The sequence below is a fragment of the Pontibacillus marinus BH030004 = DSM 16465 genome (assembly GCF_000425225.1).
Lineage (GTDB): Bacteria > Bacillota > Bacilli > Bacillales > BH030062 > Pontibacillus > Pontibacillus marinus.
Window position 1 is genome coordinate 229,351 of sequence record NZ_KE384330.1, and the last position, 12,615, is coordinate 241,965.

At 38.2% G+C, this 12,615-nt stretch carries 12 protein-coding genes; 4 read left to right on the plus strand and 8 right to left on the minus strand.

All coding sequences use genetic code 11. The features are described from left to right. Positions 1-201: 201 nt before the first annotated feature. The 5 genes from H514_RS25320 to coxB form a co-directional block, all read right to left on the minus strand. The gene (locus H514_RS25320) at positions 202-330 is read right to left on the minus strand and encodes a hypothetical protein (protein ID WP_267879777.1); all 129 of its coding nucleotides are present in this window, start codon (positions 328-330) and stop codon (positions 202-204) included. A 135-nt stretch (positions 331-465) separates the two neighbouring features. After that, positions 466-2,040: an FMN-binding glutamate synthase family protein gene (locus H514_RS0116375; RefSeq protein WP_027447935.1), complete on the minus strand. Its 1,575-nt coding sequence runs from the start codon at positions 2,038-2,040 to the stop codon at positions 466-468. Positions 2,041-2,049: 9 nt separating this feature from the next. Continuing rightward, complete coding sequence (locus H514_RS0116380) at positions 2,050-2,622, minus strand: cytochrome c oxidase subunit 3 (protein WP_027447936.1); 573 nt, start codon at positions 2,620-2,622, stop codon at positions 2,050-2,052. Further along, the gene (ctaD, locus tag H514_RS0116385; RefSeq protein WP_027447937.1) at positions 2,619-4,538 is read right to left on the minus strand and encodes a cytochrome c oxidase subunit I; all 1,920 of its coding nucleotides are present in this window, start codon (positions 4,536-4,538) and stop codon (positions 2,619-2,621) included. The genes H514_RS0116380 and ctaD overlap by 4 nt, the downstream gene beginning before the upstream one ends. Before the next feature lie 13 nt (positions 4,539-4,551). Beyond that, the gene (gene coxB, locus H514_RS23300; RefSeq protein ID WP_051255181.1) at positions 4,552-5,256 is read right to left on the minus strand and encodes a cytochrome c oxidase subunit II; all 705 of its coding nucleotides are present in this window, start codon (positions 5,254-5,256) and stop codon (positions 4,552-4,554) included. Between the two features lie 215 nt (positions 5,257-5,471). Here coxB and H514_RS0116395 point away from each other — a divergent pair, with 215 nt between their 5' ends. Next, positions 5,472-6,311 (plus strand): STAS domain-containing protein, encoded by an 840-nt coding sequence (locus H514_RS0116395; protein ID WP_027447938.1) that lies wholly within the window; start codon positions 5,472-5,474, stop codon positions 6,309-6,311. Between the two features lie 48 nt (positions 6,312-6,359). On the opposite strand, the gene H514_RS0116400 is transcribed toward H514_RS0116395, so the two are convergent. Together H514_RS0116400 and H514_RS0116405 are read right to left on the minus strand one after the other, a co-directional pair. Then, complete coding sequence (locus tag H514_RS0116400; protein WP_027447939.1) at positions 6,360-6,656, minus strand: phasin family protein; 297 nt, start codon at positions 6,654-6,656, stop codon at positions 6,360-6,362. Then, positions 6,649-8,304: an ABC1 kinase family protein gene (locus H514_RS0116405; RefSeq protein ID WP_027447940.1), complete on the minus strand. Its 1,656-nt coding sequence runs from the start codon at positions 8,302-8,304 to the stop codon at positions 6,649-6,651. Before H514_RS0116405 ends, H514_RS0116400 begins: the two co-directional genes overlap by 8 nt. A gap of 166 nt (positions 8,305-8,470) precedes the next feature. Between H514_RS0116405 and H514_RS0116410 the strand changes: the two genes are divergently transcribed. The 3 genes from H514_RS0116410 (at position 8,471) to H514_RS0116420 (ending at position 11,119) form a co-directional block, all read left to right on the plus strand. Beyond that, complete coding sequence (locus H514_RS0116410; RefSeq protein ID WP_027447941.1) at positions 8,471-9,355, plus strand: GNAT family N-acetyltransferase; 885 nt, start codon at positions 8,471-8,473, stop codon at positions 9,353-9,355. A 133-nt stretch (positions 9,356-9,488) separates the two neighbouring features. Continuing rightward, positions 9,489-10,211 carry an AraC family transcriptional regulator gene (locus H514_RS23305; RefSeq protein WP_036843484.1) on the plus strand — a complete coding sequence of 241 codons (723 nt, stop codon included), beginning with the start codon at positions 9,489-9,491 and terminating at the stop codon, positions 10,209-10,211. Positions 10,212-10,423: 212 nt separating this feature from the next. Next, entirely contained in the window at positions 10,424-11,119 is a 696-nt protein-coding gene (locus H514_RS0116420) for a phosphatase PAP2 family protein (protein WP_027447942.1), read from the plus strand. Positions 11,120-11,167: 48 nt separating this feature from the next. On the opposite strand, the gene H514_RS0116425 is transcribed toward H514_RS0116420, so the two are convergent. Then, positions 11,168-11,860: a TVP38/TMEM64 family protein gene (locus H514_RS0116425; RefSeq protein WP_027447943.1), complete on the minus strand. Its 693-nt coding sequence runs from the start codon at positions 11,858-11,860 to the stop codon at positions 11,168-11,170. Between the last annotated feature and the right edge of the window lie 755 nt (positions 11,861-12,615).

Below are 12,615 nucleotides of genomic sequence, written 5' to 3' on the forward strand. Positions count from 1 at the left end.
GTGACAACGCCGACCTGACCCACATCCCTGTGGCCCCAAGTTCGTCACGTCCTGTGACAACGTCGATCTGACCCACGTCGTGTGGGCCCAAGTCCCTTCGTTGCTGGGCGCTGGAGCTGGATGTGGCCACGCTCTCATAAAAGAGTAATAACAAGCTAGCAATTTAATAATTTGCTATAGAATAAAAAAAGAGCATCCATATTAAAATGAACGCTCTTCCTTCTGATACTTTTCATACATCCAACGTGTGAACTCCCATTCCCTTTCTGTTAAGGAACGTAATAATCTGTTCTCTAAACTGGTTACAAAATCTTGAAATGTCATAATCATAAGGGATTCACCCTCCTGGCATTCTTGATGATTTATAACTCAACACGTAGACGAACCTATTCATTCGACATTTTATGATACCCCTATTATTACCATAGGGATGTCTAAAGTCAATGACCAAACATACGTTTACCTCTATGAGGAGTGTTGCGTTTTCATATCCACGGTCTGCGTATGATTCGTTTTATAAACGATATGTTCAGGTCCTAGTTTTGTTGGACAATCGACACCAGCCGCTTCAGCGATATAAAATAGACCTTCTCTTAATGAAACCAGATAGTTACACACACGATATTTTTTCTCATCAATGGCAAGAGCTTTTTGTAAATGAGGATCTGTCGTAGCTACTCCTACAGGACAATTATTCGTATGGCATACTTGGGCTAGGATGCATCCTACACCAATCATAAATCCTCGAGCCACATTAATAAGATCGGCTCCTAGTCCTAATGCAATTGCCATTTTCTCAGGCGTGATTAACTTTCCTGATGCAATTACGTACACACGATCTCGCAGTTGATATTGCTTTAAAAGCTTATCTACAATAGGAAGGGCTGAGAATATGGGTAATCCAACTCCTTCAGCTAACTCATGGTATGAAGCTCCCGTCCCTCCTTCGCTTCCATCTATCGTTATGAAGTCAGGTGCGATACCCGTTTCTGACATAGCTTGCATAAGTTTTTCAACCTCATCATCATTTCCCACTACAAGTTTGAGACCAACTGGCTTTCCCCCTACATCCCGAAGCTGATCCATAAACCCAAGAAGATCATACGCATTATCAAAGTCTTTAAAACGATTCGGACTATCAATGGATTGTCCTGCTTTCACTTGACGAATCCTCGCTATATCTTCCGTTACTTTTGAGCCATCCAAGTGGCCGCCACGTGTCTTTGCACCTTGTGCCAGTTTTAATTCGAAGGCCTTTACCTGATCGGTTTGACTTCTTTTTTTAAACTCTTCCCAAGAAAAGTCACCATCTTCAGTCCTTACACCAAATAGAGCTGGACCAATTTGCATGATGATATCGACATCACCTTTTAAATGGTAAGGGGATAATCCACCTTCACCTGTATTCATCCAAGTGCCACCAGCCATACCTAGACCTTCTGACAGCGCAGTAAGGGCTTTATCCCCTAAGGAACCATAGCTCATACCTGATTGACCAATTAATCCTTTGATTTTAAAAGGATATTTCGCCGTATGTTCCCCTAAGATAATCGCGTCCTCATCTTTTAAGTAATATGGATTAATTTTAGCGTCTTCTCGATGCTCACGGCGATTAAAAAGTTTCTCCTCGTCCACTTGATACGTTTTTGTTAAAATTTTAGGTTCTTGATCTACTCGCATTTCCTCATCTAGCATAGGAAACATTTTATTCACTACAAAGAAACCATCCTCTTGAAAAGGACGCTCTGAGCCAAAGCCCATTTTACGACTTTGATATTTACCTGCAATATTTACAAACTTAAATTCTCTCCTTGAGAAAGGCTTTCCTTCATTATTATTATTAAATAAATATTGCCTCAGTTCAGGCCCCATCTTTTCCAAAATATATCGAGCCTTCCCTAACAAAGGGTAGTTTCTCAAAATAGAATGCTCATCTTGTTTCTCATCATGAATGTACACAATCACAAATAAAACAAGAGGGATGAACACCACAAGTGCTACTATTCCTAATAAGATTGAGAGTAATATGATATCCACCATGATCCACCCCTAATAAAATAGATACGGTCCATAGACTAGTGTGATGATGAAGATCCAAACCACATCTACAAAGTGCCAATAGTAACTAAATATATTTTGCTTCTGTGCATAATTCATAAAAGGGATTCGGTTCTTCTGATATGCTAATACAAGCATCCATCCCATCCCAAATAGTACGTGGGAAGCGTGTAACCCAACCAGGATATAGAAGGATGAGAGAAATAAATTCTCCGTTAGCGTGAATCCCTCTTTATAGTAAATATGAAACTCATGTGCTTCCATACCAATAAAACCAACGGATAATAAAAATGTAGTTACTAATCCAATCCATATCCCTTTATGGTTCCCCTTTTCCACTGCCTTTTCACCATAGTGTATAGTCGCACTACTTGTGAGAAGGAAAACAGATGAAATGATTACCGTTCTTGCTTCAAAAACTTCTTCTGGGATCGGATTAATAGCAGTAGGTGTATAAATAAAGTAGGTTGCAAAAAGTGTAGCAAACATAATCGCTTCAGCGATTAAATACATGGCAAAACCTAGCTGCTTATCACGGAAACGTTCAGTTTTAAAGGTATTCATTCGTTTTCCTCCTCTCTCGTCACCCTCACATGCTCATCGGTTAGGTTTCGAATAACAAAGAATGATAGAACGCCTATTCCTGCAATAATTTGGAGCCATGTTTGATGATAGATAAATGCTAGAGAAAACACCATCATCATTCCGGCTAATCCAATGGGTTGCCACGAAGTCACATCAATTGGAGCACTTCTAGCACTCTCCGCTTCTGGCAGCTTTCCACCACGGTTACGTTTCGCTTCCCACAATGGATCGATCGTTTTGACAAGAGGCATCGGTTGAAATGGGTGCTCAGGTGCAGGTGATGGCACAGACCATTCAAGCGTTCGACCATCCCACGGGTCATTCCCTGTATAATCAGGCTTTTTAAAGCTTTGATAGATATTCCAGATGAATGCTAGTGTTCCAAGCCCCATCAAAAAGGCGCCGATTGTACTAACAAAATTGTAAATAAACACATCATCTTTTGGCAGATACGTGTACACCCTTCTCGGCATACCGTTTAATCCCGCCAAGTGCATTGGAAAGAATGTTATATGGAATCCAATCACGAATAACCAAAAATGCCATTTTCCTAGTGTGTCTTTTAACTTGATTCCAAACATCTTCGGGAACCAATAATAGATTCCGGCAAAAGCACCCAAAACTGTTCCACCAATCATCGTGTAGTGGAAGTGTGCGACAACAAAGTAACTATCATGATATTGCATGTCTGCCGCAGCAACTGAAAGCATGACGCCTGTTACTCCACCTACAACAAACGTCGGTATAAAACCAAGTGAAAAGAGCATAGGGGTTGTGAATCGGATCAGGCCTTTCCTCATTGTAAAAAGCCAGTTGAAAATTTTTATACCTGTAGGGACGGCAATTAACATGGTTGTAATGGCGAAAAACGTATTCACTAATGGCCCTAATCCAACCGTGAACATATGGTGGACCCAAACCATAAAGCCTAATAGCCCAATAATGGCAAGAGCAATAACCATTGAGGTATATCCGAAAACTCTTTTTTTGGAGAAAGTCGAAATAACATCAGAAAAGATCCCAAATGCTGGTAGTATAATAATGTACACTTCTGGATGACCAAAAATCCAGAATAAGTGTTGCCAATAAATCGGAGATCCCGCTTCACCGGTAAAGAATTGCGTACCAAACATTCGATCAAACATCAGTATATAAAGAGCTATCGTTAAAACGGGAAACGCAATTAGAATAAGAAAGGATGTAATCAATGTAGACCATGGGAACAGAGGCATACGCGTTAACTTCATTCCTGGTGCTCTGTGACGAACGATGGTAACAATCATATTGATAGCCGCCAGAATCGTTCCAATCCCCGATACCTGTAAGCCAAATACATAATAGTCATTTCCCGCTTCTGGTGTGTACGTACTAACACTAAGTGGAGCATAGGCGGTCCATCCAGCATTTGGAGATGCCGTCATAAAAAAACTCATATTTACAAGGATTGCTCCCGCAAGAAATAACCAGAAACTCACAGCATTCATATAGGGAAATGCCATGTCTCGAGCTCCAATCTGAAGAGGGACCGCTACGTTCATTAAACCAATTAAAAGGGGCATGGCCACAAAGAAGATCATGATCGTTCCGTGAGTCGTGAATGCCTCATTAAACTTATCTCCTTGAAAGACCCACCAGTCATTCTCCGGAACAGCAAGTTGAATTCGAATAATTAATGCTTCTATACCAGCTCTGATAAAGAATAAAGTTGCTGATAATAAATAGAGCACACCTATTTTTCGATGGTGCGTAGTGGTTACATACTTCTTGATCGTCGGCCACTTATTTGCTTTTGTGATTAGATAAAATAACGCAGCTCCCGATAAAATAACAGTTATGTAAGCTAATAAAACGTCAGATGCAATATAAAAGCTTCGATCAAATAAATAAAAGGTCATACGACTCCCTCCTCTACTCGATTTTTTGTTTCATCTTCTGGAGCCATTGTTTATAGTCTTCTTGTGTTTTAACAATTGTTTCAAAGCGCATAAGAGCGTGATCTTTCCCACAGAACTCTGCACATTTTCCTTGATATGTCCCTACTTCATCTGGGGTTAAAATTAACCTTCGCTCTTTACCAGGAATCACATCCTTTTTCCCACCTAACTTGGGAACCCAGAAAGAGTGAATCACATCATCAGAATTCAAGTGAAAAACAACAGGACGATCTTTAGGTAGGACAAGCTCACTTGTCTGAACAACTCCATTTTGATATTCAAATGTCCAACTAAATTGCTGGGCAGTGACATCAATATGTACTGCATTCGGTGGCGTTGCTGAGGAGCTTGCTGATATTTCATAGGTAATTTTTATTGTAGGTACTGCCAGAACAGCCAATAAAATGATAGGAAGCACTGTCCATGTTATTTCAAACAAACGATTCCCCTTTTCATCTTCAGGAATTTTATGCTTGTTTTCTTCTGTTTGGCGATACTTCCATACAAACCAAACAAACAAAACTATGACCGTAGCGAAGACGATCATCATTAATGCAAAACTAAATTGAACTAAGAAGGATTGATCCTTAGCTGTTTGAGATTTCGGGTCCAAAACACGCAAGTTACAGCCTGATAAAATAAGTAGGACAGATGAAAGAATCATATATATTTTCCGCATCTTTTCTCCTCATTTCTACATCATTTAATAATCTTTTAATCTATTACCTTCTTCCTTTTATATGAAACATTTAAAAGATGATCGATTTTGTATTCATTATGTGAATAAAGGAAATTTCTAAAGATTATCATTTTCAGTTTTACTTTATAAGTAAAACTTTATATAATATAAAATTGAAAAATTAGACTGAAACTAAATGGTGGTGTCACATAGTCATGGAGAGTAAAAACCATTTTTTATTCTTTCAAGAAAAATTGCTCACCCATTCTAGTGAAATAGCACAAGATATCTTGAGTCTTTTACAAGAACGTTATCCAGAAGACTATAAAGGAATAGCGGATGAAGATAAAAAGAATCGAATTCAAATACTAAATGAACTCGTACAAACCATTGCTAATAACCTAGTTCATAAAGATAACACTGCTGCTGTTACAAAGAACTGGGGCGAGTATATTGGTGAAGAAGCAATAAAAAAGCACTTTCAACTATCTACTTATCTGCATAAGATGAGTGTTTATAAAGAGGTCATTTGGACATTTATCGATCAAAATTACCAAGATCACGATAACTCGTCCTCAGGAATGATCGAAATCTTTATGCAGGTAGACCATCTGTTCAACCATATTATTCATGGCTTTAGTTTAGCGTTTTCTAAAGATGAGCAACGTCGTATGAATGATTATGAGGAAAAATACTTGAAACTATCGACGCCCATTGTGCCCGTAAAGGACAATGTCGCCATCCTACCTATTATTGGAGAAATTGATGAGAAACGAGCGAACGTTTTAATTGAGGAAACGCTAAATGAGGTAAATCAATTAAATATTGATTGGATTGTTATTGATCTGTCAGGAGTTTATAACGTTGATGATTTATTTATGAACCATCTACAGAAATTACTTGAATCTATCATTATTCTAGGTATCACCCCCATTCTCACAGGAATCCGCCCAGAATTTAGCATGCGAGCTAGACAGATGGGGCTTAATATCATTCAAAGCAAAGAAGTTATTACAAAGCCGAATCTTAAACAAGCTATTGAAATGCTTCAATAAGAAAAGAGTACCGTGTTCTCTTGAACACGGTACTCTTTTAAATTGATATTATTCTTCATGCTTTGCTTCAAGCTTTTCAATTCTGCTCTCTAGCTTCTCGTACTCTTCTTTCGTAACAAAACCTAGATCTTTTATCATATCTTTAAAGTATTGCTCAGATTGAGTGCTCCATTCTTGGTTTTTCTTTTCTCCCTTTTCCTTGAACTCATTCATCATATCTTTTGCTTCCCCAGGAGAAACCTGACCTTTTGCGATCATCTCATCAACGACTTTATCAAATTTCTCCTTACTGCTCATTGCTGCTCCAAGACCAATGAAGAATCCTTTTTTTAATAAATCACTCACTGTTATTCCTCCTATTATTCGTAATGAGATAAATATTCCTAAAGTGACGAATGAAAATCAGTAATAAACTTAATAAACTAGCACCACTTACGCTAATACCAATGTATAGCAGTATGTCTAGACCTTCAACATAGCCAAACCCTGCCACACCAGCACTTAAAGTGAAGACGATAAAACTTAAAAGACCATAAAATAAGTAAAATTGATGAAACAGCTTTCTTTGATAATATCGCTCTTTCCATGCTCTTTCCAGTGCACCATCCGTTAGAAACTGATTTACTGATCTCGGAAGTGAAAGGAGGGGTTTAGCTGATTCTTTTAATACATTCAAGTATATCGATTCATTAGAATCATTCCCTGAAACCCATTGTTGAATAACAGGCTTCCCCCACTTCATAAGATCAACTTCAGGGTAAACGGAGGTTAAAACGCCAATAACAATGGATGAAGCTCTTCCTAAAAAAGCATAATCAGCAGGTAATTGGATTGGTTGATCCTGAACAAACTCCTGTACGTCACTTAAAATTTGATTAATGACATCCTGGTCAAACTTTTCGAAGTTTCCTGCTAAATACATATCAGCTGTTTCTTTAAGCAAACGTTTAACCTTTTGCTGATTGGCATGCGGTAATAAAAAGTCCATCTTCTCTAAAGATCGAATAACTGCATCATAATCATCTAAAATAAATCCTTGGATCATCATTCGAATGTTACTTGCGTCTTCTTGCTTAATCTCTCCAACCATTCCAAAATCAATCATGACAAGGGTTCCATCGGATCGAATCATCAGATTACCTGAGTGGGGGTCCGCATGAAACATTCCCGCAGACACAAGTTGATCCGTGAATAAATCGAAAACACGTTTGGCAATTTGCTCACGGTTAAGGCCGTTTTCTCGAATAAATGAGGAATCTGTTACCTTTGCTCCCTCAATCCACTCCATAACGAGTACTCTTCTTGTGGAAAGATGTTCATAGTATTCAGGTACATATACGCCTTCCCAGTCCTGATACCGTTTCTGAAAGTTAAGCGAGTGCTTTAGTTCTTTCTGAAAATCTAACTCCTTACTAATAACCATGACTAACTCGCGATACAATGCACCAAGGTCTGCTTTTTTCCCAAATGATGTAACCCTCGCCAGTATCCAAAACACAATACGTAACGCTTTAAAATCGGTACGAAAAATTTCTTCAACTCGGTGCCTCTGCACTTTAATGGCAACCGGAGTCCCATCAAGAAGGTAGGCTTTATAAACTTCCCCAATTGAAGCAGAAGCTACAGGTTGATCCTCGATGTCTTGTATGTAATCCTCTATGTTTCCATTCCATTCTTTTTGAATGATTTCTTTGGATATATGGGGAGGTACTGGTTCAACCCGGTCAACCAATCCCTCTAACTCATGTAAAAATACAGGCGGAAGTAGGTCTGCCCTTGTACTTAAGAATTGACCAAACTTAATCAGTAATCCTTCGAGCTCAAGTGATTTTTTACGATATTCTTTTGCTTGGTTTACGAGCAGGGATTCCCACTTCTCTCTAGCACTCTCATCCCAGAAACGATGCGTGCGTCGAAACCAGAATATTTGCCACAAAAATTTGATAAACATAAATACGATTACGGTAATACGATAAAATGCACGATATTTCAACGTTTGAGATTCCCTCCTCTTCTATTAAGCTTGCCATTATATGTTCATAGTACCCGTTTTTGCTGTTGGCAACCCTAGAAAAAATTTAACTGAACCATAATCCTAACTTTTCTTTTCATAAGCGCTTTGTTACAGTATGAAGCACTACCATATGAGGAGCGTTATCATGAACATTCAACCATTGAATCACGAAGAATTAGGAGAAGTTAGCCAATGGTTAGCGAACTTAAATGAAAAGGATAACCATTTTGTTGCATGGCTAGACTCTGGTGTGGAGGCTATAAAAGCACAACTCACCCCACTTTTATCATTTGAATCCACTCTTCTTTGGGTCGGGCGAGATAATAGGGAGATCGTTGGTTTCATCGGACTTTTACCTTTCTTTGATCAAAAAGTCTGCCGATTACTTGGTCCATTTACATCAAACGTGCACGCCCTTGGTTCCATGAATGAACTTTGGGAGAAAGCTTCCCCAATTGCTTCCGAATATTTTGATATTGTTAAAGTAGCCTTTTTTAAACAAAATGAGGCTCTTACGAAGTTCAGTGAACAACACGGTTTTTATTGCTATAACAGTGAAAAAACCCTTATCTTACATAAGGAACAGGCTACTATTCATGAATTAGATGCTCATCATATTGAACCCTATCAAGAAAAGTTTAATGAGGATATCCGACATCTTCACCCTCAAGCAGCCTACTATACACCTGAAGAACTTTTACACCTTATAAATGAACCCGAGAATCATTTGTGGTGCTATGTAGAAGATGATCATGTGAAAGGTTATGTGTATTTTGAAGAAATCATTGGTACAGATGAAGGTGAGATTTGTTTTGTTAATGTAGAGAGAGGAGAAAGGAGTCAGGGAATTGGTAGTGTTCTTATTCAATTTGCTTCCAGTAAAGCCTTTCATGAGTTTGATCTTTCGCTTGTGACCCTATCTGTTCGCACAGGAAATCCAAAGGCTGAGAAGCTTTATAAAGAGCTTGGTTTTAAAGAAGGATCAACGATTTATGCCTATGAAAAAGAGCTGAATAACAACCTAAGATAGGAGAATCTCTCCCTCTCTTTCCAAGATCCCTATTTCATACATCCAGTTTTTATGGTATGTTTAGGATATAAGTAACCGCTTACAATTATAAGAACTTGATAAAAGGAAAAAATATGTGTTTGTAGGTGACAAAATGAGTAACTTGTTAAAACAAAAGACCGAGGATCATGAGATAGCGTTGCAAATAGAGGAAGAAGATTATATGCAGCCTTCCTATCTTATAGAAAAACAGTTGCTAGAGGCTATCAAACAAGGCAATCAATTGTTAGCTGAACAGCTGTCCTATTCTATAAAACAAAACCATGATGCTCAACTAGCTGATGATCCGTTACGGTCGAAAAAAAATCATATTATCTCTACGTGTGCTTTATTTACGAAAGCCATTATTGATGGTGGGGTTCAACCTAAAAAAGCTTATCCTTTAAGAGATTCCTATATTCGTAAAATCGAAAAGGCTAAACACTTAGAAGAACTAGAAAACTTTGAACAAATGATGCTGCAATATTATATTGATTTTCTAAGGCAAGAAATCACATCACCTTATAGTAAAGTCATTAATCAATCCATTTCATTTATCCACGACTATCTACTCCATGATCTTACCTTAGATATGATTGCTGATCATTGTTATGTCAGTCCTAGTTATCTATCCCATCTATTTAAAAAAGAAGTAGGCATTTCTGTTGTTCAATTTATTAACCAGAAAAGAATTGAAGAATCGAAATACTTTCTACTTCAAACTCCTATTCCAATTTCAGACATCGCTACACTATTTCAATTTTGTAATCAAAGCTATTACACATCTTTATTTAAAAAACACACGGGTAAAACACCGAAAGAATATCGTGGGACTTAAAGTATTTTAAAAATGAATGAGTGTACATTCAACTCGCATTAAAGAGAGTGTGGATACCCCGCACTCTCTTTTTCATGTTTTGATAATTAAGGATATGTATATATGATTGTATCAACCATCATGATGAATAAAGTTGGAAACCATCCAATAGTTTCGTAGTCCTTTATTAGGGGAATGGATACCAACAATGTTAGAGTTACGGAGGTGTCACTTTGATTTTTAAAGGAATACGCTTATCAGATATCTCTAAGACATCCATTACTTTAATCTTATTAGGGTTTATTGTGATCGGAGTATCCTTCAATTTTTTCTTTGAGTTAGGGGAGGATGTCTTAGAAGACGAAAAGTTTGCAATCGATTCTGCAACCACGGACTTTATCAATTCCATTAGTTACCCCTGGCTTATAAAGGCCATGGGATGGATAACAGAAGCCGGATCCGTTATGTTCTTAACGGTTGCATCAATTATCTTAGCTGTCTACTTATTTTTCTTTTCTTCGTTTAGTAGATGGGTTACTGTTTTTTTCGCCATAAATATGGGTGGTATTAGCGCATTAACGAAGTTATTAAAAATTTCTTATGCAAGAAAACGACCAAGTGTATTAGAACAATATGACGGCACAGGCTTCAGTTTTCCGAGTGGACACACCACGGGCTCTATCGTATTCTATGGATTTATCATCTATTTGGTTACGGTTAGTCACCTTGATAAACGTTTAAAATGGACACTCAATATCTTTATTGCCTTATTCGCTTCCTGCATTGGTATAAGCCGTTTGTTCCTAGGCGTTCATTTTATAACGGATGTGATGGCAGGCATTTCATTCGGACTTTCTTGGCTATTAATATGCATTATGGCATTAGAAATCACGCTATGGAACCAACGCAGAAGACAAGCAAAAAGCTAATAAAAAGCACTTTCCGTGTTATGGAAAGTGGTTTTTTTAGTTTCTATTTTAATTCTTCAACTCTTTCATTTCGTCCTTCAATTCATCTAAGTCATATTTACTTCCTAGTTTACGTTTTGTTAGGTAAGCTAATAAAGCTAATACCACAACAATACCTGCTAGGATGATCAGGTTCATTGGCTTTAATTTTAATAAGCTGGAACCAAAGTAACCAAACATGAAAGATCCAGGAATTGTTCCTACTAACGTAGCTAATAAGAACTTCCACCAAATCACTTTCATTTTTGCACAGAAGAAAGTTAATAAATCAAAATTAAGTGCTGGAATAAGACGAAGCATTAATACAAACTTGAAGCCATTTTCCTCAAGATCATTTTTGAATTCTTTGAGTGTATCTAAATTTCTATCTTCAATATGAGCTTCATCCGTGAAGATACGAACAGCTGCAAAGGAGGTTGCTGCTCCGATAACTGTTCCAATAATATTATAAAGTGTTCCCATATGTGGTCCGAAAATCAAGCCAGAAGATAGTGCAATTATGGACAATGGGATTAATGTAAATGGTCTTATTGCAAAGATTCCCATCAGGATAACTGGGGCCCATCCCCCGAAATTTTCCACCCATTTCTGTATATCTTCAGGTTTTAAATTGAAGAATAGCTTATTTAATAGAAGGAATAATCCAGCTATAGATATAAGTACAACAATTTTAATTATAAAATTCCGTAATTTCTTATTCATTCTTCTCCCTGCCTTCAACCATCTAAAATAAGTGCTTATAATGCGCTATCCCCTAGATTTCAAGGTTTGAAACGAAAAGTTTCTGTAACGAGTGGGAATAAAGATCTGAATCCATGGTTATTCAACACTTTCCCCCTATTGTGGAAGACTTGGGTTCGGGATAAAGTGCGTATGGTTCCGTTGCTTTTGTACAGAGCGGCGGGCTGTGAAACGGGTTGCTTTCCTGCGGACGAAGCGCCGAGCCTCCTCATTCGCAAGCTCTCTGCGGGGTCTCGTCACTCCGTTCTTCCGCTGGAGTCAACCCGTTCCACAGCCCACATTTGCCGAATGGTGACAAACGGAACCGCCGGTAATTCTGGGATGAGGTGGTCGGATTCCAGGTAGTGTAACACTATCATGACAAGGTTCTGAGCAACTTCTCTGAATATGATATCCAATCAATATGAGTTGAGAAAGTCCAAATTATGGTCCGTTAATCTCCATAATCGCGTGGAGGGAAGGAAACGGCAAACTGTCGTGGTAACAAAGGGAAGACGAGACCCCGCAGGCACGAGGAGGCTCGGCTTTTCTTCCACAACAGGCTTGCCGTTTCACTGACCGCAACAAATTCCTCAACAGTAACGGACTTCTCCCAACCAATATCTCGGAATCAAGTCTTCAACAATCCTGCCATATTGCTGCATAACAAAACCCCTGACCACAATGGGCAGGGGCTTTGTTTGGTAGTTTACTGTTGAGATGTTTCTACAATACGT

Excerpts from the sequence above, each read along its gene's own strand:
- H514_RS0116425 (WP_027447943.1), bottom strand. The coding sequence starts at position 11,860 with ATGAATAAGAAATTACGGAATTTTATAATTAAAATTGTTGTACTTATA.
- coxB (WP_051255181.1), bottom strand. The coding sequence starts at position 5,256 with ATGCGGAAAATATATATGATTCTTTCATCTGTCCTACTTATTTTATCA.
- H514_RS23305 (WP_036843484.1), top strand. The coding sequence starts at position 9,489 with ATGAGTAACTTGTTAAAACAAAAGACCGAGGATCATGAGATAGCGTTG.
- H514_RS0116410 (WP_027447941.1), top strand. The coding sequence starts at position 8,471 with ATGAACATTCAACCATTGAATCACGAAGAATTAGGAGAAGTTAGCCAA.
- ctaD (WP_027447937.1), bottom strand. The coding sequence starts at position 4,538 with ATGACCTTTTATTTATTTGATCGAAGCTTTTATATTGCATCTGACGTT.
- H514_RS0116375 (WP_027447935.1), bottom strand. The coding sequence starts at position 2,040 with ATGGTGGATATCATATTACTCTCAATCTTATTAGGAATAGTAGCACTT.
- H514_RS25320 (WP_267879777.1), bottom strand. The coding sequence starts at position 330 with ATGATTATGACATTTCAAGATTTTGTAACCAGTTTAGAGAACAGATTA.
- H514_RS0116380 (WP_027447936.1), bottom strand. The coding sequence starts at position 2,622 with ATGAATACCTTTAAAACTGAACGTTTCCGTGATAAGCAGCTAGGTTTT.
- H514_RS0116395 (WP_027447938.1), top strand. The coding sequence starts at position 5,472 with ATGGAGAGTAAAAACCATTTTTTATTCTTTCAAGAAAAATTGCTCACC.